Annotated in this window: 14 protein-coding genes; 6 read left to right on the top strand and 8 right to left on the bottom strand. The window is 47.8% G+C overall.

What is annotated here, in order from left to right; all coding sequences use genetic code 11:
• Nucleotides 1-43 precede the first annotated feature (43 nt).
• From SFV55_RS11385 to SFV55_RS11375, 3 genes are all read left to right on the top strand, one after another.
• On the top strand, nucleotides 44-511 hold the full coding sequence (locus SFV55_RS11385) for a GNAT family N-acetyltransferase (protein ID WP_320029624.1): 468 nt from the start codon (nucleotides 44-46) through the stop codon (nucleotides 509-511).
• 44 nt (nucleotides 512-555) lie between these two features.
• Nucleotides 556-2,232, top strand: a complete 1,677-nt coding sequence (locus SFV55_RS11380; RefSeq protein WP_320029623.1) for a D-aminoacylase — start codon at nucleotides 556-558, stop codon at nucleotides 2,230-2,232.
• A 279-nt stretch (nucleotides 2,233-2,511) separates the two neighbouring features.
• Nucleotides 2,512-3,570 (top strand): fatty acid desaturase, encoded by a 1,059-nt coding sequence (locus SFV55_RS11375; protein ID WP_320029622.1) that lies wholly within the window; start codon nucleotides 2,512-2,514, stop codon nucleotides 3,568-3,570.
• Nucleotides 3,571-3,684: 114 nt separating this feature from the next.
• Here the strand turns inward: SFV55_RS11375 and SFV55_RS11370 are convergent, their stop codons facing one another.
• A complete protein-coding gene (locus tag SFV55_RS11370) occupies nucleotides 3,685-4,569 on the bottom strand; it encodes a TraB/GumN family protein (protein ID WP_320029621.1) in 885 nt (294 codons plus the stop codon).
• Between the two features lie 155 nt (nucleotides 4,570-4,724).
• Nucleotides 4,725-6,485, bottom strand: a complete 1,761-nt coding sequence (locus SFV55_RS11365) for a glycoside hydrolase family 9 protein (protein ID WP_320029620.1) — start codon at nucleotides 6,483-6,485, stop codon at nucleotides 4,725-4,727.
• Between the two features lie 124 nt (nucleotides 6,486-6,609).
• Between SFV55_RS11365 and SFV55_RS11360 the strand changes: the two genes are divergently transcribed.
• Entirely contained in the window at nucleotides 6,610-7,626 is a 1,017-nt protein-coding gene (locus SFV55_RS11360) for a pirin family protein (protein ID WP_320029619.1), read from the top strand.
• Nucleotides 7,627-7,783: 157 nt separating this feature from the next.
• Here the strand turns inward: SFV55_RS11360 and SFV55_RS11355 are convergent, their stop codons facing one another.
• The 6 genes from SFV55_RS11355 to SFV55_RS11330 all read right to left on the bottom strand — a co-directional run bounded on the left by SFV55_RS11355 (nucleotide 7,784) and on the right by SFV55_RS11330 (nucleotide 15,599).
• Complete coding sequence (locus tag SFV55_RS11355; RefSeq protein WP_320029618.1) at nucleotides 7,784-8,479, bottom strand: zinc ribbon domain-containing protein; 696 nt, start codon at nucleotides 8,477-8,479, stop codon at nucleotides 7,784-7,786.
• A gap of 152 nt (nucleotides 8,480-8,631) precedes the next feature.
• A complete protein-coding gene (locus SFV55_RS11350) occupies nucleotides 8,632-8,784 on the bottom strand; it encodes a hypothetical protein (RefSeq protein WP_320029617.1) in 153 nt (50 codons plus the stop codon).
• A gap of 181 nt (nucleotides 8,785-8,965) precedes the next feature.
• The gene (locus tag SFV55_RS11345) at nucleotides 8,966-9,532 is read right to left on the bottom strand and encodes a YdeI/OmpD-associated family protein (RefSeq protein WP_320029616.1); all 567 of its coding nucleotides are present in this window, start codon (nucleotides 9,530-9,532) and stop codon (nucleotides 8,966-8,968) included.
• Nucleotides 9,533-9,862: 330 nt separating this feature from the next.
• Nucleotides 9,863-13,546, bottom strand: coding sequence for a PVC-type heme-binding CxxCH protein (locus tag SFV55_RS11340; RefSeq protein ID WP_320029615.1), 3,684 nt, complete (start codon nucleotides 13,544-13,546; stop codon nucleotides 9,863-9,865).
• A gap of 18 nt (nucleotides 13,547-13,564) precedes the next feature.
• On the bottom strand, nucleotides 13,565-14,692 hold the full coding sequence (locus SFV55_RS11335) for a Gfo/Idh/MocA family oxidoreductase (RefSeq protein WP_320029614.1): 1,128 nt from the start codon (nucleotides 14,690-14,692) through the stop codon (nucleotides 13,565-13,567).
• Between the two features lie 82 nt (nucleotides 14,693-14,774).
• Nucleotides 14,775-15,599: a sugar phosphate isomerase/epimerase gene (locus SFV55_RS11330; protein WP_320029613.1), complete on the bottom strand. Its 825-nt coding sequence runs from the start codon at nucleotides 15,597-15,599 to the stop codon at nucleotides 14,775-14,777.
• Nucleotides 15,600-15,730: 131 nt separating this feature from the next.
• Between SFV55_RS11330 and SFV55_RS11325 the strand changes: the two genes are divergently transcribed.
• Both SFV55_RS11325 and SFV55_RS11320 read left to right on the top strand, forming a co-directional pair.
• Nucleotides 15,731-16,606 (top strand): AraC family transcriptional regulator, encoded by an 876-nt coding sequence (locus SFV55_RS11325; protein ID WP_320029612.1) that lies wholly within the window; start codon nucleotides 15,731-15,733, stop codon nucleotides 16,604-16,606.
• Between the two features lie 259 nt (nucleotides 16,607-16,865).
• Entirely contained in the window at nucleotides 16,866-19,634 is a 2,769-nt protein-coding gene (locus tag SFV55_RS11320) for an insulinase family protein (RefSeq protein ID WP_320029611.1), read from the top strand.
• The last annotated feature ends 154 nt before the right edge of the window (nucleotides 19,635-19,788 follow it).

Raw genomic sequence — 19,788 nt, 5'->3', positions numbered from 1 at the left:
TAGCCTCAACCTCTCAACTCCTCAACTCCTCAACTAAATAACTATGCACATTCGCCCAGCCCAAGCTGCTGATTTAACTGGCATTACCCGCCTGTTTTTTGCCACCGTCAACAATGTCAATTCCAAAGATTACTCTGCTGAACACATTCAAGCCTGGGCCGAAGCCGCCCTGGACCAGGAGTATTGGCAAAGCAAAATCGACAGCCTTTACTTTTGGGTAGCCGAAAGTGGAGATGCGGAATTGTTGGGCTTTATTTCCCTCACCCCGGAAGGATACCTGGATCACATTTTTGTACACGACAAACACCAAAACGAAGGCATCGCCACGGCTCTTTTGAGTATTTTGGAGGAAAAAGCACAGGAGTTGGGTTTGAAAAAAATAGACTCCGATGTTAGCATCACCGCCAAACCCTTTTTTGACCAGCAAGGCTATGTGGTAGAAAAAGAAAACCGCAAAGAGTGGAAAGGTTTGGTGTTTGTGAATTATCGGATGGTGAAGGACTTGAAGTGAATATTTCTTTTTATTCACTAACTTAGCGGGAAATACCTTCACTCATGAGTCAACACTTGCGTTTTTGGGGCTTCGTTAGCCTGCTGGCCCTCAGCTTTTCCTGCCAACCCACTACTCAATACGATCTCGTCATCCGCAATGCCACCCTTTACGATGGCAGTGGAGGAGCCCCCATTCAGGGTGATTTAGCCATTAGTGGTGATACCATTGCAGCAATGGGAAAATTTACTGGAAAAGGTAAAACCGAAGTGGATGCGGCGGGCATGGCCCTCAGCCCGGGCTTTGTAAATATGCTCAGTTGGGGCACCGAAAGTTTGTTGGTGGATGGCCGGGGTTTGAGCGACATCAAGCAAGGGGTTACCCTGGAAGTGATGGGTGAAGGTTGGTCGATGGGACCACTGAATGAACAAATGAAAAAGGATGAAGCAGGCTCGCAGGGGGATATCAAATACGACATCAGTTGGACAACCCTGGGAGAATACCTGCAAACCTTGGAGAAAAAGGGGGTAGCGCCCAATGTGGCTTCGTTTGTAGGCGCAACAACCCTGCGCATCCACGAAATTGGATATGAAGATCGCCAGCCCAGTCCTGAAGAATTAAAGAACATGCAAATGTTGGCGCGGCAAGCCATGGAAGAAGGCGCCTTAGGCATTGGTTCTTCCATGATTTACGCCCCGGCAACTTATGCATCTACCGATGAGTTGATAACCTTGAGTCGGGTAGCTTCGCAGTACGGAGGCATGTACATCACCCATATGCGCAGCGAAGGCAATAAATTGTTGGAAGCAGTGGATGAAGTGCTGCGCATTGCCCGTGATGCCAACATTCCTGCCGAAATCTACCATTTGAAGGCTGCGGGTAAAAGCAACTGGGCCAAAATGGACAAAGTGATCGCCAAAATCGATAGCGCCCAAAAGGCCGGTCTAAAAATCAGCGCCGATATGTACACCTATACTGCTGGTGCAACTGGACTGGATGCAGCCATGCCAACCTGGGCCCAGGAAGGTGGTTACGCTGAATGGGTGAAACGCCTGCAAGACCCCGCTACCCGCAAACGCGTCATTGCCGAAATGAAAACCGATGCCCAGGATTGGGAGAACTTGTACTATGCTGCAGGTTCGGCTGAAAAACTGCTTTTGGTAGGTTTTCGTGCAGATTCTCTAAAAAAATTTACGGGCAAAACCCTGGCTGAAGTCAGTAAAATCCGGGGCAAAAGCCCCGAAGAAACAGCCTGCGACCTGGTTGTTCAGGACGGCAGCCGGGTAGGAACTGTGTACTTCCTCATGTCGGAAGACAACGTGAAAAAACAAATCAAATTGCCATATGTCTCCTTTGGTTCAGATGCTGGGGCACTGGCCTCGGAAGGAGATTTCCTGAAATCGAGCACCCATCCTCGGGCTTATGGCAACTTTGCCCGGGTACTGGGCAAATATGTACGGGAGGAAAAAGTAATCAGCCTGGAAGAGGCCATTCGTCGCTTGAGCGCCCTGCCCTGTGAAAACCTCAAAATAGCCAAAAGAGGAAAACTGGCTCCTGGTTATTTTGCCGATGTAGTGGTATTCGACCCCAAAACCATTGCGGACAAAGCGACTTTTGATACACCCCACCAATATGCAGTGGGCGTTAAACACGTTTTTGTCAACGGCATTCAGGTGCTGGCGAATGGTGAGCCTACGGGAAAAGCTGCGGGACGTTTTGTAAAAGGACCGGGAGCAAAGTGAAACCAATGCATTAACCCCTCCAGGATTTTGAACATTAAGGATTAAAACCCGTTGTTTACAATCAGGCAATTACCATTTGGCTTATTTTTGCTTATTAAATTGGCCTTCAAGCAATTTAATGGGTGAAAAGGTCAATAATGCGTATCTTGCCCCTTTCCGAGAATGATTCCTAGATGATCGATTGGCTTATTCCGCGATTGTTGCGGTGATGAGTAAACCACTCTTTTGACCTGAATTTTTGTTTTTACACTTTTATTCAATACTTAAACTACTATTTTAATGAGAGATTTTGCACAAATTACCATTCATGATCCGATCAGTGCGCGAAAGCCAACGAATTTTTTGGATCACTTTTGGGTAAGTCTGCTTAAAGATCCGCGCGATTTGCCCCTTATGCACCTTACATTGAGGATATCTCTGACTTTGGTTCCTTTGACCGTTTTGTTGTACTTGACCCAGGGTTGGGTATGGGGGCTGGTTTTTGTAGCCCATTTTTACCTCAATCATTTGTACTTCAAGGGCCCATTTGGCTTGATGTTGCATTGTGCCATTCACCGGCCTTTGTTCAAAAAAGAATACGAGTTTCTGAACAATTATTTGCCCTGGTTTTTGGCACCATTCTTCGGACACACCCCCGAAACTTACCGGGCACACCACATCGGGATGCACCACGCAGAAAATAACATGGAGACGGATGGCAGTTCTACCCTCCAATACCAAAGAGATGACATGCGGGATTTTAGAAAATACGTTGGCCGTTTTCTGCTCTTTGGGGTGTACAATTTGTACCTCTACCACCGGGCCAAAAAGCGCAAGTTTTTTATGACCCGCATCCTGGCTGGTGAAATTGTATTTTACAGTACGGTAATTGCCTTGTGCTTTGTCAACTTTACGGCAACTTTCTTTGCATTCATTTTCCCCTTGTTCGTTTTTCGCATTGTTGCCATGTTGGGCAATTGGTCTCAGCACTCTTTTGTCGATGCAGAAGACCCCGAGAATCCCTACAAAAACAGCGGAACTTGTATCAATCACAAATACAACCACAAATGTTGGAATGATGGCTACCACATCAGCCACCACATTTATCCACACCTGCATTGGACTGAGCATCCAAACCACCTGATGCAAAACCATCAGGAGTATGCCGACAACAAGGCATTGGTTTTTGAGAACCTGGATTTTCTGCGGGTATTCATCCTGTTGATGCAAAAGAAATACGACAGACTGGCCGATCATGTGGTCAACTTCAATGGGACGTTTAAGTCGAAGGAGGAGATTGTGGAATTGTTGAAGGCGAGAACCCAGAAGATGGATGTCGCTCACGCGGTGCCAGCATAATTTCTAAGGTGCCTCAAGGTGCCTCAGGTTTCTTAGGTGGTGAGAAAAATCCCCTCTGCGAAGCAGAAAATTTCACCACCTAAGAAACCTGAGGCACCTTGAGGCACCTTAGAATCACAACACCGCCGTCACCCGATACCCTGCCTTACGCAACAAAGCCAGCACCCCATCCTTACCCGGCAAATGCCCGGCGCCTACCGCAAAAAAAGTCGGCTTTTCCGCCGCGTGCAATGCAATTCTGGGGACCCACTTTTGGTTGCGTTCATTCAACAGAACTGTACTAAAATCAATTCCGCCCGACTGGGTAACGATATAGTCTAGTAGGGCATTGATGTTCTGTGACTTGTACAATTCCACCATTTTGCCAAATAGGGTCTTTTGTTTGTCCACGTCATTGAGTAGTTCACTCAGGTATTTAGCCTGCTGCGTGTAGGGAATGGTGGCCATGGCCTCGGTTTGCTCCTGGATGCTTTCTAGCCCTTTTACTTCTTTTTGAGCTTCCTGAGCCAGGCGAACCAGAGTCAGCTCATAGGAAGCGATTTGAGTATCCATCATTTGTTGCATCACCACGGAAGCCACCAGCATAGGCTGCCATTTGTTGAACGCCTCGATGCCAACACCAGTGCTTTTTTTGAAAATTGCATCCAGTTGTTGGTAGTCTCCCTCGGAAAGCAATTTGTTCAAGGTGTTGCCCTCACTCATGCTGGCGTTTTGAAGCATGTTCATGCCCATTGTCGGATCATCCATGTCCAGCTCCAGTACGACTTGTTGGGTGTTGGCCAAAGCCAGCTTCATGGACTCGCTGAGGAAAAAATCCTTTTGGGGCAAAAGATGGATGGTACCCAGCACATAAGAAGGTCTTTTTAGGTTTTTGCCTTCTATTTTCCACAGCAGCGAGTGCTCATTTTTTACCGCAGCAGATTCGCTGGTTTTGCAACCCGCTAAAAATACGAGAATGGTGCCTAAAAGCCACAATAAACTGTATACACGTTGATGCATTAGCAGTCGATTTTTTGCTATATCAGTCGACGAAACTTGCTGTGAATTACAAATAAGTAAGTGTTTTTTGCCACAAAGACACAAAGACGCAAAGTGCAATGGAAGTAGTGGATAAGGTGTCGCTTAGTGTCTTTGTGGCTAAAAACAGGATGTTACTAGTTTTTGCTTTGAAATGCCCCTTGTTTTGCCAATGCTTCGATGGCTACCGCCAGGTACACCATCGGCGCGTTCCAGTTGATGGCGATTTCATTGGAGGCGTAGGAACAAGCATCGTCGATGAAACACTCGTCCGGCGCATCGGAAGGATAACCAGGGCATTTATCTTGCTTACCAGGGTTGGGGCCACCGGAAAGTAAGCCAGGTACGGGTTCTTCCACCCCATCTGCCTCCGATAAACGATGGTGAATGTGTCGGGGATATTTGTGGCCAAAACCCGTGACAAAACAATAACCTGTGGCGTTGCGGCCCAATAAATAATCCAGGTTGTGCAGGGCACCTTGCAAGTAAGCAGATTTTTTGTTCACACGATAAACTTGCAACAACACCAAAGCCTGATTGGCGGCCACCGCAGAACTGCCCCACACAAAATCATTGGCACTTTTGCCCATTACAGTGTGATAAGGCCGTTGATCCAAACCAGACAGTAGCCCATCGGCGAGGGTTTGGAGGGATTGAATGGCCTGAGTACGCAGCGCTTGTGCCTCAGGAGGAAGCACTTGTTTGGTACGCGCCAGCGCAAAAGCGGCCAGAGTGCCTACCTGATTCCAGGTCGGAACGTTTAATGTATTTCCCAATTGAATTTTCGACTGGTATTGCTTTTCGCCAGTACTCAAATAGAGCTCAGTAGCTGCCCACAGCCATTCATCTGTGGCGGAACGGTCGTCGTAGGCACCTGTAACTACATCCGGGTCGAAACTTTTATTGAGTTCGTTTTGCTGGTAAAGCACATTGGGATTTTGGATGGACCAATCCCAGGCCTTGCGGGCGACTAACAAACAAGAATCTGCTAAGCCAGGTAGTTGTTTGTTAAAAGGCCGCAAAATCCGCGCTGCCTGCGCCGCTACAGCTGCCAGGTTCAGTGCTGCTGTGGTGGTTTTTTTTACTACATAACGAGGCTTGATGGCCTCGTGGGGCATGATTTTCATAGGGTCAAAACTGGGGTTGGTCAACTTGTGGTAAACTCCACCGTCGTTGGGATCTTGCATTTTTAGCATCCAGCGCAGGTTCCAGAGGATTTCGTCCAGCAAATCGGGGAGCTGGTTTTGACTTTCGGGGATATTGGTGTTGAGCTTTTGGCAGTATTGCGGAAAATCTTCGTACAAGGACAATAGAGTGGAGGTAGTGATGCCCGAATTGACCACGTACTTGTTGTAGTCACCCGCATCGTACCAACCACCTGCGGCTGAGATCTCAAATTCGGCAGGTCGGGCTGCCGATGCTGCCGAAGGGTGCACCAAAACCTTATCATCGGGATGACCAAAGGGACGAGCCCAGGCACCTGCATAAGCTGCAGGCAAAGCAGTAGACATGCGCTGGAAATAATAACTTTTGAGTACGCTTTTTGCCATATCCTGATGGACAGTTTTTGCAATGACAAAAGTAGGGGAGTGAGTACCATCGGCCAGATGAAATTGATACTTACCTGTTTTTTGTAGGCCTGAAAAATCAGCTATTTGACTGCTCTTTCCGGAAAGGGGATTGGGGCGCGGGGCGCTGAGTTGGCCTCGAAATACCGTATCTCCTTTAGCCTGATCGAGTACAAAAAAACGGGTGCTGGAAGTGCTGGGGGCGATTACGGCGATTTTGGGGGCGGTGGGGTAAAAGCCGATTTGGTTGAGGTGGATGCTGGGGGATTGGGCTACTACTTCATAAACGCTGAGCAAAGTAAAAGCCAGGACTAATGAGCTTATACGCATGGTTGATTTTTTTTGTTGTGATGGGTGAAGATAAGCGCTTTCCGGAAATCAGAAAAGGCAGTAATTGGGACAGAACATTTATCCCCCCAAATTTGTATAAAATACCACCAAAACACAGCACACCATGTCCAACATCCTCCGCATCCGTCCCCTCGGCTTTCCCTGGGAAACCCGCGATCCCTTCCTCTTCTGCGTGCACCACGAAGATTTTTACCCCCATGGCAACGCCCAAATGGGGCCAGCCACCTCCCTCAGTGGCCGCAACCTCGGCAATGATTTTACCATCAAAGACGGCTGGCGCATGTACCATGGCCGCACTGTGCCGGGCTTTCCAGCCCACCCCCATCGAGGCTTTGAAACGGTGACCATCGTGCGCAAAGGTTTTGTAGACCATTCTGATTCGCTAGGCGCTACCGCTCGTTTTGGCAATGGTGACGTGCAGTGGATGACCGCAGGCCGTGGTGTCCAGCATTCCGAGATGTTCCCACTGCTGAAAGAAGACCAGGACAACCCCTTTGAACTCTTCCAAATCTGGCTCAACTTGCCAGCCAAACACAAATTGGTAGAGCCTCATTTTGGCATGCTCTGGTCGCATACCATTCCCCAAGTGGAGCACATGGATGAGCAAGGCAAAAAGACTTGGCTGCGGGTTGTGGCGGGCATCTTGGCAGACGTGCAAGCTCCTGCGCCTCCGCCTCATTCCTGGGCTGCTGATGCGGGCAATGAAGTGGCCATCTGGACCCTCAAACTCGAGCCCGGTGCCCAATACACTTTGCCAGCAGCCAGTGCGGGGCTGAATCGATCGCTCTATTTTTTCAAAGGGGATACCTTACAAATGGATGGCCAAAAAGTGGGGCTAAAAAACGCCATTGAGGTACGTTCAGATGCGGAGATTCTACTTGAAAATGGAAGTATTGAGTCAGAATTCCTGCTGCTCCAAGGTCGCCCCATCAACGAACCTGTAGCCCAATATGGCCCCTTCGTGATGAATACCCAGGCAGAATTGCACCAGGCCGTGAGTGATTACCAACGCACGGAGTTTGGCGGTTGGCCCTGGCCAAGTGCGGATCATGTACATTCGCGGGATACCGGCAGGTTTGCGATCCACGCGGATGGGCATGAAGAACGGGTGGGAAAATAAAATAAACAAAAAGATGGGTTAGATTGGTTCTAATTATTTTCGCACGCCAAAACCAAGTGCAGGCATGCCCTAGTTAGAGCCAATCATCTTTTGAGAAAAAAGGCAATTGGAAGGGAAAGAGAGCGGCCGGCTGGTTGGAGGATGCTGAAGCATTGCGTTATTGCTTAAGCTCTTCGAGTAAATTGCCTAAATCAGTTGATTCTATGTTTGAAAGTACTTTTTGGGCTAATGCTTTGCTTTGACCCGCTTCATAGGCCTTACCTTTGATTCTGGCATTGACAATCACCCTAGTTTTTTTTCTCTTTATTATTTCTATACCAATCAGAAGGTGGCCTCCCCATGTTGAAAGTTCAAATGGAACAACAGAAATAACCGCCAGGCCATCATTGGCACCTTGTGCTAGGTCAAGCGGATACCCACAACTAGCTAAAGTGCCAATTAGTTTTAAAATAACTTCTTCAAAGGGGAGGTCCAGGGTTTTTTCCGGAGCTCTTTCCGCTACCATGGTTAATTCCTGATGGTGTAATTGGAGAATTTCCTTTAAATCTTTTAACTCGAAATCTTTGATCATGGCAAAAGACAAATCCATTAAATCGAAGAATTTTTTTGCGGACTGGCCCCTTCCCGAATCAAAAAGGCATTGATTGATAAATGCCCGGACTTTGGGAACCTGGATTAGTACCCTTGTATTTTGGATGGACTTTTGGTCTTCATTGAATAAAGTGCCACAGTTGGCACAAAAATTACCGAATACTTTATTCTGGCAGTGGGAACAAAGCCCTAAAAACATTTGATGGCCACAATTGCCACAATAATTACCTAGAGCTTCCGTCTCACAGTTTGGGCAAATCATTTGATGGGTAATTTAGTTGAATATTCGCTTTATAAAAAGTAATGCTCTGTCAGGTAGTACTTTAATTACACGCTTTGAACCCTATAGCTAAACAAATAACATTTGGTGTTGTTTGAAGGAATTCTGGTTTTAATAAGTATTTTCTACTTCCCTTACTTTCTAAAATAATCCACTTCCCCCACCACTTCAGAATACACCACCGGAGGCACTTCGCCAAAAGGAATCAAACGTTCGTCGTTTTCAGTATACGGATCGCCTTGTTTATTGCCAGGCGAACCAATGGTGCCATACCGCAGGAAGGACAAAGTATCGAGATCAGCGATTCAATTGCTCTAATAGCGGTTTTAGTTTACGTTTGTTTAGTTGTGCTTGCCAGTCTGTCCGGTCTTCTGGGGTTAAATCGAGAGGGTGTGGAATGGATGTTGAGTTTAAGTTTTTGTAAAGGAGAGAAATTGAAGCACATTAAATGTGATGCAAAAGTCAAACCTAAGATTTTCCCTTTATCACCCCTGCCACAAGCTCCCCAATCCTTTTCTCCCTTGTCGGAGCCTGTTTGGCCATGACCAACCTATGCAACCAGGCTTTTTGAGCAGATTTACTCAAACTCAAAAACGCCTCCTTTGAGCCAGGCTGAGCTGCAAATGCCTTTTCCAAATCGGGCGGTATGATCAATGCTTCCACCTCATCCAAAATACTCCAGGAACCATTTTTTTGGGCAATCTCAATACTGGCATAACCTGAGGGCATCATCAAATCTTCCTCAATCAGGCGATTAACCTTGTCCTTATTGATTTTCGACCAAACACTTTTGGGTTTTCTGCGGGTGAAGAATTGCATGTACTTTTCCTCGTCAATGGGCTTGGCCGTGCTGTCGATCCAGCCAAAGCAAAGGGCTTCATCTACGGCCTCACTCCAGATGATGGAAGGAATGTTCGTTTTCTTTTTGTAATAAATCAACCAAATGGACTGTTTGGACTGGTGGTTTTCTTGTAACCATTGCCGCCACTCCTGGCGACTGCACGGGCAAAATGTTTCTATTTCCTTTTCGGGCATGGCTGCGGTGTTGGTGTAGGGCAAAGTTAAGTGGGGAGAGTGACAACCCTATGTCAGGGGCAGGAGCGTTTCCATCATGAAATTAAAGTATTGCCTATTGGTTCTGGCATAAATCTTTTTTGAATGAAGAGTAAAGAATACATGAAATTAGAGTTTAGAAGTGGCTACCGCAGCGACTTGAACCTAGCCAATGCCTAAGTCGCTGCGGCAGCCACTTCTAAACTCTAATCTCATGTACTCTGAACTCTTGACTCAGAAGAATCCCAAAAACAACAAATTTATTTAAGACTAAATTTCATCAATTGCTTGATAGCCAAATTAAATCAATTATCACTCCACCTTCATCACCCCATTCATGATCCGCCAATGCCCGGGGAAAGTACACACGTAAGGGTAATCCCCGGCTTTTGCTGGTGCAGTGAAGCGCAGTCGAACCGTTTGATCTGGATTGACCAGGGCCGTCGAAAACAACACATCGGCTACATCGGGCACATAATTTTTGGTTGCTCCATCTGGATCGGTAATCATTTTATCCGCTGCTTTGCCAATTTTTTCCAGCGATTTGGGCTTGCCAATGACCAGGTTGTGCTGCATGGCATCGGGGTTTTCGAATACAATTTCGACCGTTTTACCTGCTTTAACCGTAAAGGTTTTGAGGTCAAATTGCAACATTTCCCGAATGGCTTTAATTCTCACCGTTTGCACCGAGGGATCATTTTCTTCCTGCTTTTTCAGGATGTCCCAGGCCTGCATCAGGCGGGTTAAGCGGTCTTTGTTTGCTCCCGTGCTCGTCGACAATAAGGTGTTTAAATAGGTTTTGTCGGCGGCGCTTGCGCTTACGCTTACTTTTTTCCGGTAATCCCAACCTTCACTGATCCCCTTCAGAATAGCCGCAAAACCTTCTGCATCGAGTTTTTGGGCATTTTTCAAATGATCCACAATCGCTGAAATTGAAGCCATTGGGGTATTACTCCGAATAGCTTTAACCAATACGTATTGCTCCATACTTTGGGACAAAGCAACGTTGATTTTTTTGGCCAAAACATTGTTCGTTTCATTGCCCTCTATAATTGTATTTGCCTTATCTACGGCTACAGTGAAGGTATACTCACCGGCTTGCTCGCCAGCAACTACAATGTTCCCGGTCCAGGGACCATTGCTCACTTTGGTGATGGTTACGGTTTCCCCTGGTTTTATGCCCTCGGTGTGAGTCAGGCTGACCATATCGATCAGCTGTTTTTTTCCCGCAAACCGGATATTGAGCGGCACAACAACACCTTTGGGGACGGCCACTCCACCTTCATTGCGTACTTCAATGGAGATGGTAACCCGCTCCCGAGGCATGGGATTGCTTGGTTCAACGATGATGTTGCTTACGACCAAATCGGCTTGGGTCGGTGTGGCCGAAGGTTGAGTTTTGGGCTCCGTTTTGCCCATCATTGCAGTATGATCGTGATGCCCCGCTGCATTGTTCATGGTATTGGTCTTTGCTGCAGCTTTTTCCTGGAGTTTTGTGAATACCTTTTTCAGCATTCCAGGATTTTTGGCCAGAATGCCCGCGTAAGCGTCAGGCAACCAACGGTCATTCAGGTCTTTTGAGCTTTCGATCGCTTGTAAAATAAGCGATTCTACTTGCCCATTCAGGGGTATTTCGCTGATGGCCAAAAGAGTCTGAAGTACGACCAAGGGTTCCTGGTCTCCAAGTGTTTTGTTCTTCAGCAGTGCATCAATGTTTTCTTTAGTTCGGGGTAAAATTTGCACCGCAGTTTTTCGTACTCCGGGGCAAGGGTGTTTTAATGCCTCAAAAACAACGTTCAAGGCTTCGCCTTCGAGGGCGTTTAATCCCTGCAAAGTCCAAAGCGCATGAATGGCCGGGGCATTGATGCCAATTTCATCCACCGACTTGTCGCGGATCAAGGCCAATAGTCCGGGTACAACGTCCTTTTGGTTTCTTTCCACCAATAGCCGTTGGGCATGGCTGCGCCAGAATAGGTTGGTGTTTTTCAGGGCTGCCAGTAGTTCTTGAGGCTTATCTTTGGACAGTGTTAAGGCTTGATAAGCAGCTGCTTCTTTGTAACTCACCCGGTAAATCCGCCCGTGGGTATAATCCCGCAAATCGGTTTCATAAGCATTACCCGAGCCCATTACGAAGCCATCAGGCCGAGGATTGTGCTGAATGATGAAACTGTACCAGTCGGCCACCCACACGGCGCCATCGGGCCCAACCTCGGCAAAAACGGGTGAAAACCATTCATCAGCCCCGGCCATCAGGTTAAAGCCCTCCGTATCGCTGAAATTGGTGCCACTTTTGGTCAATACATTCTGGTGTAAAACATGCCCAGTGGGTTCGGCAACAAAGGCGATGTTGTTCCAGTATTTTTTCGGGAAAGCCCTGGCAGTGTACACATTGTGTCCGGCGGCGGCGGTAAAGCCTCCAAATACATCCACCTGGCGTACTTTGGGGGTGATGGTTTTCATGTCCTTGTGGGTATCGATGCTCGTACTGCCATTGTCGATCCCATTGGTGGAAGTATAAAACTGGTTTGGAATGGCCATGTACCAGCCGTGGGCATTGTTGGCCGTTGAGCCAAACACATCACCAGTTTCATTAAAACCAAGTCCCCAGGTGTTATTCGAAGTCCTGGTCACGTATTCCAACTTGCTACCGTCTGGTTTGAAGCGGAAAAAACCCTGGCTAAAGCGGATGGTATCGCTGCTGCTGCCTACCAGACCCTTGAAGCCGGAATAACCCACACTGCCCCAGAGCCAGTTGTCAAAGCCATAGTGCAAATTGGAAGGTCCCGCGTGGGTATCAAAGGTGCCAAAACCCGTAAAGAGCACCTGGCGCACATCGGCCTTATCATCGCCATCGGTATCTTTCAAAAACAACATATCGGGTGCCTGGGAAACGACGAGGCCACCATTGCTGAATACCATACCCGTGGGGATACTCAGTCCTTCGGCAAAACGGGTGAACTTATCGGCTTTGCCGTCTTTATTCGTGTCTTCGCAAATGAGGATGTAGTCGCTGCCCCCACCGGGTTTCCGCTCATTGGGATAATCCTTGGTAATCAACACATACATCCGGCCGCGTTCATCCCAGGAAATGGCGATGGGGTGCATCACATTGGGTTCGGAGGCAAAAAGCTCCAGGTTGAACTCAACGGGCACTTGAATGTGCTTCATACTTTCTTCGGGTGACAGGGGATCCTGGCGGTACTGAATGCCGGGGCGCTTTTCGTAGTTGGGCAATTTGGCTTCCCGATACACAAAAGCTTCGGGCTTCAAAGCCGCGTGAGCTTTTCTGGCTTCGTCGTCGACTGCCCAAAGAATGCCACGCAGGATCAGGGCGTGAAAACCTTCATTTTGCCAGGTGTTTTCATCGTGACCATAGGCGGTGTAAAAAACGCGCCCTTTGCCGTAGCTACGGGTCCAGGTATAAGGCTCGGTTTTGGTATCGGGTTTATCTTTAAATTGATCTGCTTTGATTTCACGTACGGCCAGGACATTGTTGTCGGGCTGTAACTTGCTGTGCAAATAGGTTTCGTCAAAGGCTTTGAATGGTTTTAAACCCTGCATGATAAAGTGCTCTGGTTGCACTGTGGTGGTTTGAATGGTGTCCATCCGATGCCGCCAAAACTGCCCGCCCACCATTTTGACGTATTCACTTGAGTTGCGAAAACAATAGGAGGCGCAATGGATGGGTAAAATGCCTTTTCCTGCTGCCACATAGGCCAATAAGTCTTTTTCAACTGCGGGAGAAATGCTGTCCCAATTGGCGTAAATCATCAAGGCATCGTACTTATTGAGGTTGGCCAGGTTCAGGTCGGACAATTGGTCAGTGTAGGTGAAATTGACTCCTTTGTCGCCCAAAGCTGCCATGATCGACGGCACCCGTTCGATCGGGCGGTGGTGCCCATTGTCGCCAAGGAAGAGTACTTCCAGGCGGCGTGCTTTTTGGGCAGAGGCGCTGAAGGCACAAAGGAGTAGGGAAAGAATAAGTAACTTTTTCATGTTGTGTCTAATTTGTGCTTATTCAGCCGCATTTTTAAAATCAGGCAAAGCCAAAATCTTCCCTCCTTGCATCGCCGATTCATGGGCAAGAATTCCCACGGACGTCCAGTTGGCGGATTCCCAAGCATTGGGGAACGGATCGCGGTCTTCAACCAAAGCCATCAAAAACTCATGCGCCAGATGCGGGTGTGAGCCGCCGTGGCCTGCGCCTTGGGTAAAACTCAGGTGGGTGTTTTCGGCTACATCGTACACGCCTTGAGTAGTAAAACGCTGGATGTCTTCGGGCAACAAATGGGCAAAATCGGGTATTTTTATGCGCTCCGGGATTTCATGTTCTTCTTTTTTGGCGGTGTGAATCACTGCATCTTCTCCTTCAATGAGTGGCCATTCAAAGGATTTTTTGGTGCCATACACCTCAAAACTTTCGCGGTACTGGCGGGCCAGATCGAACAAAGAGCGGTATACGTAGGCACTCAAGTCGCTGTCCTTAAACTTGATGTGGGCGGATTCCACGGCAAAAGGGGAGTTGTGGATTTTTGCCAATTCCTCCCGAATGGTACCCGAACCAAAGCAGGAAACATATTCCGCTTCCAATTTCAACAAACCCGCCACCGGGCCCACGCAGTGGGTAGCATAATGCATGGGCGGTAGGCCAGGCCAATAATCGGGCCATCCATCCATGTCTTGCTGGTGGGAGGCTTTGAGGAACTGCACCTTGCCCAGTTCACCTTTTTCGTACAATTCCTTGACGAATAAAAACTCGCGGCTGTACACCACCGTTTCCATCATCATGTATTTTTTACCTGTTGCTTTGCTCAATTTGACAATCTCCATGCACTCCTCCACGGAGGTAGCCATGGGCACAGTACAGGCCACGTGTTTGCCTGCTTTCAGGGCTTTCAGTGTCTGCTCCGCGTGGTTGGGAATAGGGGAGTTGATGTGGACTGCATCAATGTTGGGGTCTTTGAGCAATTCATCATAATCGGAGTAGCGTTTTTCGATGTTGAATGCGTCGCCAATTTTGTGCAAATTGGTTTCGTTGCGCTGGCAAATCGCATACATATTGGCGTGCGGGTGGCGCTGGTAAATGGGGATGAATTCAGCCCCAAAGCCTAGGCCAACGATGGCAATGTTTATTTTTTTCATGCTGTGCAGGTGTTATAGGATATGAATTTGGCTTTACGTTTACTAAACTTTCAAAGTTTAGTAAACATAAAGCCATTCGTATTTAGAGTAATTTTTTAAGGTAGTTGATGCTGTCTTGCATCAGTTGGGATTCAGATTCAAACATGGGGCGCCAGATATTCGCTGCTGCCAATTTCATGCTGAAGGCTTCAATGCTCAGCATGCCCTGATAATCTATCGATTTTAAGGCTGCTATGATTTTTGCAAAATCAACATGGCCTTTGCCAATGGTGCTCCGGTCGTTTTCGGAAAGTTGTACGTGAACCAGCCGATCGCCACATTTTTGTAAGGCAGCGGGGATGTCCTTTTCTTCGATGTTGGCGTGAAAGGTGTCGAACATGATCTTGCAGTTCGGGTGATCAACCTCGTCTACAAAGCGCAGCATATCATCGGTGCAAGTAAAAAGGTAGGTTTCAAAGCGATTCAGGTATTCAATGCCCAAGGTGATGCCCTTGGTTGCTGCGTATTCAGCCAGGGCGCGAATGTGTGCTACGCCCCGTTGCCATTCTTCTACGGTAGCGGGTTGGCCCGTGAACACCCCCAGAGCTGAGTGAATCGGACCCATGAGTAGTTTTGCGCCGATCACTGCGGCACAATCCAATGCTTTTTTGTTGTTTTCGAGTACGTGGGCGCGCATGGATGCGTCGGCACTGAGTGGGTTGGCGTCGGGACCATTGATGGCCACCGCGAGGCGTTGCAAGCCCAGATCGTCCAGTTTTTGCCGCCAAACCTGCCAGTCATCAGGGTTTAAATTAAAAATAGGGACTTCCACCCCAGCAAAACCCAGGGATTTGATTTCATCAAGTACCGGGAAGAGCGCCGGGGTGATGTCGGTACCCCAGAGCAAAAGATTCATTCCGATTTGCATGCGATCTGCGTTTGTACAAAGCTAGTTGTAAAGGACAATTTAAAATAGGCGTGTTTTTACTATTTTTGACTGTATTTTGATATTTTTAGGTAAACAGGATAGAATTTCTGTTAATATTCAGGAAGTAAGGCATGAAACCATTGCTCAAGAAGTCGCTCGAAAGCCTCAATCAGTCCTACATCACACGGAACCTGAAAGAGCCTTATTTCGATCCCAATTGGCATTTTCACCCCCATTATCAGTTGTTCACGGTCATAGAAGGAACGGGCACCCGGTTGATCGGCGATGACATTCGCCACTTTGAAGCTGGGGATACTGTTTTTTTGGCTCCGAATATGCCACACCTCTGGCGAAGCGACCGAGCTTATTTTGAGCGGGATTCAGGCCTGCAAACACAAGGCATTGTGGTGTATTTTACCGAAGATTTTCTGGGCAAAGATTTCTTCGAAAAACCGGAAATGTATGCCATCAAAAACCTATTTGCTTCCAGTGAAAGGGGCCTGGACTTAACCCATAGCTATGACCTGAAAGCAACCCTGGTAGAAGACTTAATGGAATTAAACGCCTTAAATGGTTTTGAGGGCATCCTTAAATTGTTGTCGATTTTACAAAAACTATCCACTTGTACGGATTATCAGTTTATTGCCAGCGTCAATTACGAAAATACCCATAAAATTTCTGAAACGGAGCGCATGAGGCAAGTTCATGAATATGTGCTCAAACACTACAAGGAAAAAATCAGCTTATCTGAGGTAGCCACCCTGGCCAACATGAGCGAAGCCGCCTTTTGCCGCTACTTTAAAACCCGTACCAACAAAACTTTTTCAGACTTTGTGCGGGAAATCCGCATTGGCCACGCCTGCAAACTTTTATTGGCGGGCAAAATGTCGATTGCCCAGGTGAGTTATGAGAGTGGGTTCAATACGGTCTCCAATTTTAATAGCCAATTCAAAGCCATGAAAGGGCAAAGCCCGAAGCAGTATCAGAAGATGTATGTGGGGGAGTGAGGTCCCTAATTTTAGCCGCTTGTTCATTTTGCAGCTTGGTGCTTACTCTAAGTTCTATCAATTCTTATTGTGTACAAAACGACAAGAAGGCCGGAATACGGACCACATCCTATTGCTTTTTAGATTCTTTGCTATTTTTGGCGGTAATCATTTCACCCTTTGGAGCCTTTATATGAGGAAGTGTTTAGCTTACCAGCACGTCAAAACCTTTTTGTTCTCGATGATTTGCGCATTGAGTTGGGTTAAATTGGCCGCTCAAATGCCATCCTCCCTCCCCAATGACCCCAGCGTCCGCACTGGCCAGCTGCCCAATGGCCTTCGATATTACCTCAAAGCCAACCACAAGCCCCTAGGTTACGCAGAACTACGCCTCGCCATCAAAGCAGGCTCTTTGCAGGAAACCAACAAACAACTTGGCCTGGCCCATTTTGTGGAGCACATGGCTTTTAATGGTACCCGCCATTTTCCTAAAAATGAATTGGTCAATTATCTGGAATCATCCGGTGTTCGTTTTGGAGCCGATCTCAATGCCTATACCAGTTTTGGCGAGACCGTTTATCAGTTACAGGTGCGGAAAGACAGTGCCCACTTGCACAAAGGTTTATTGGTACTCGAAGATTGGGCCACTGGCATCAGTTTTGACCCCAAAGAAGTAGAAAAAGAAAGGGGCGTAGTGTTGGCGGAATGGCGCAATCGGCAGGGACCGAATCAACGTTTGGAGGACCAGTATTTGCCCCTGTTGTACCGCGGCTCCCGACGCCTGCAAAGGCTGCCGATTGGGGATACGGCCATCATCAAACACGCCTCGGTAGCCACTCTGAAGCAGTATTACCAAAAATGGTACCGCCCCGATTTGATGGCCATTGTGGCGGTTGGAGATATCGACATCCTTGCCCTGGAAAAAGAAATCATTCGCCGATTTGGGCGGATACCAAATGTGAAAGGCCCCAAACCGCGCACCTATTCCAATACCATCAATGCCCAACGGAGGGCAAAAGTCTGCACCGATCCTGAAGCCGCTTTTTGTCAGGCTTTTTTGTACATCCGCCAAAAAGCGAAAAAGCCCGGGGCTGTTGCACCGCGTACCTATTCTGAAATGCGCGAGTTTTTGAGCCGCAGCCTTTACAACAGCATGCTCAATCGTCGCCTGATTCGTTTGCAACAACAAGCCGATCCCCCTTTTACCTTTGCAGGATTGGGGTTCGGGAATGATTGGGGGCAAAATCCGATGTTTTCCCTTTCCACCTTCACTTCCGAAGCCAAACTCAGTACGGCAATCACCCTGTTGTGGCAGGAAGTGCAAAAAGTGAAACAGCAGAACTTTGCGCCCGGTGAACTGGCCCGGCAAAAGCAGGAATTCCTCAATTCCCTGCTGCAACAAGCCAACGCCGAAGAAACCACCGCTTCTTCTGCTTGGGCCAACCAACTTAGCGAGGCATTCATCTACGACATTCCATTTCCGAGCCCTCGCCAACGCTACCAAATAACCGTGGAGTTAATGGAAAAAATCGCCTTGGATGATCTAGCCAAAGTGATTCAATCGGCACCTGACAATAAAAATGCCCGGGTTTTGGTGTTAACGGGACCAGAAAAAAATCGGACCAAATTACCCAGCCTGGACCGGGTTTGGCAACTCCTGGATTCCATCGAAACCAGTGCACCTCAAATGCTGGATACCACCCACAACTCGACCATTGCGGATCAGCCTTGGGTGGATGAAGTTTTAACACCACAAGCCATTGAAAGTGAAAAAACGCTGCCAGATTTTGGGGTCACCGAGTTTCGTTTGGGCAATGGGATTCGGATTGTAGCCAAACCCACTACTTTCCGCAAGGACCAGGTTTTGATGATTTCCTCCAGTCCGGGCGGCAATTCCTGGGTGCCCGATTCCCTTTACATCAATGCTGCCTACTTTGCGGAGGCGTTACAGCAAGGAGGCATCGGCAAATTTGACTTTGTCCATTATCAGGAGAAACTAACGGGGAAAAGTATAAGTCTGGCACCTTACGTGGCCGAATTGGAGGAAGGTTTTAGCGGCTCTTGCCGCAGTAAAGAGCTGGAAGACATGCTGGCACTGGTTTATTTGTACGCCGTACATCCCCGCTTTGACAGCAATAGTGTAAGCTCTTTTCGCAAGCGGCAGGAAAATGTGCTGAAAAACATACTCAGTACGCCCTATTACCAGTTTGCTGACCTCAAACAAAGGGTGAAATACGGTACTACGCCCCGCCGGGGGCTCAACCGACTGGAAGATTTGCCAAAATTGACCGGTCAAAACCTCAAAAAAATACACCAGGAGCGTTTTGGCGACCTCAGTGATTTATTGTTGGTATTTGTCGGTGATTTTGAGCTGGAGCAACTCAAAAACCTGGCTCAACGTTATCTTGGTAATCTCCCCGCTGCCGGTCGAAAGGAGAGCTGGAAAGATTTACACCTGGACCTCAAACCGGGTCACATTGATAGCGTTTCACACGGCGGCCTGGCCCCCAAGACCCTGGTGGAATACACCTGGCATGGGGCTTTTGAAAACACTGCCCAGGAGCGATATCGTTTCAGCAGCATGGTCAGCGCCTTGCAAATCAAGCTGCGCGAAGTATTGCGCGAACAGGAAAGTGGCATCTACAGCCTTAGTTTCAATGGCAATGTGGAATACCATCCTCGCCCGGTGTATCGCATCACCCTGGGCTTTAACACCGAGCCTGAACGGGATGAAGAGTTGATGCAAAAGGCGATGGCCGCGATTACCGACTTTTGTAAAAACGGTCCGGATGAGCTACTTTTGCAAAAAATAAAAACCACCCAGCGCGAAAACCGCCAGAAAAGTGAGCAGGAGAACAGTTTTTGGCTGTCCCAACTGCACCAACGCTACAAGGAAGGGATTGCTTTGGATGGCTTAAAAACGGAGAAGTACCTGGAACTGATCGAAGGCCTCATTGCCAATGCAATACAAGCCGCAGCGCAACGTTACTTCGACGATAAAAACCGCATTAAGCTGGTTTTGAAACCACAAGCGATAATGAAAAAATAAGTAATGGCGATATTTACATTCAAAATGTATCAAGTGGAGTCATTATGAAATCTCCTGATAGTGGTTGTTGGAGAATGACCGTAAGTAATGCGGGTGCTAAAGTACCTTGTCCAAACTAAATCTATTGCTGTATTCCAACGAGTAAGTTTTACTT

The organism is Haliscomenobacter sp., assembly GCF_033763495.1.
Classification (GTDB): Bacteria; Bacteroidota; Bacteroidia; order Chitinophagales; family Saprospiraceae; genus Haliscomenobacter.
The sequence above is the reverse complement of the archived record's forward strand: the minus strand, read 5'-3'. Positions and strand labels throughout refer to the sequence as shown.

Coding starts and splice junctions, on each gene's coding strand:
- SFV55_RS11385 (WP_320029624.1), top strand. CDS start 44: ATGCACATTCGCCCAGCCCAAGCTGCTGATTTAACTGGCATTACCCGC.
- SFV55_RS11380 (WP_320029623.1), top strand. CDS start 556: ATGAGTCAACACTTGCGTTTTTGGGGCTTCGTTAGCCTGCTGGCCCTC.
- SFV55_RS11375 (WP_320029622.1), top strand. CDS start 2,512: ATGAGAGATTTTGCACAAATTACCATTCATGATCCGATCAGTGCGCGA.
- SFV55_RS11370 (WP_320029621.1), bottom strand. CDS start 4,569: ATGCATCAACGTGTATACAGTTTATTGTGGCTTTTAGGCACCATTCTC.
- SFV55_RS11365 (WP_320029620.1), bottom strand. CDS start 6,485: ATGCGTATAAGCTCATTAGTCCTGGCTTTTACTTTGCTCAGCGTTTAT.
- SFV55_RS11360 (WP_320029619.1), top strand. CDS start 6,610: ATGTCCAACATCCTCCGCATCCGTCCCCTCGGCTTTCCCTGGGAAACC.
- SFV55_RS11355 (WP_320029618.1), bottom strand. CDS start 8,479: ATGATTTGCCCAAACTGTGAGACGGAAGCTCTAGGTAATTATTGTGGC.
- SFV55_RS11345 (WP_320029616.1), bottom strand. CDS start 9,532: ATGCCCGAAAAGGAAATAGAAACATTTTGCCCGTGCAGTCGCCAGGAG.
- SFV55_RS11340 (WP_320029615.1), bottom strand. CDS start 13,546: ATGAAAAAGTTACTTATTCTTTCCCTACTCCTTTGTGCCTTCAGCGCC.
- SFV55_RS11335 (WP_320029614.1), bottom strand. CDS start 14,692: ATGAAAAAAATAAACATTGCCATCGTTGGCCTAGGCTTTGGGGCTGAA.
- SFV55_RS11330 (WP_320029613.1), bottom strand. CDS start 15,599: ATGCAAATCGGAATGAATCTTTTGCTCTGGGGTACCGACATCACCCCG.
- SFV55_RS11325 (WP_320029612.1), top strand. CDS start 15,731: ATGAAACCATTGCTCAAGAAGTCGCTCGAAAGCCTCAATCAGTCCTAC.
- SFV55_RS11320 (WP_320029611.1), top strand. CDS start 16,866: ATGCCATCCTCCCTCCCCAATGACCCCAGCGTCCGCACTGGCCAGCTG.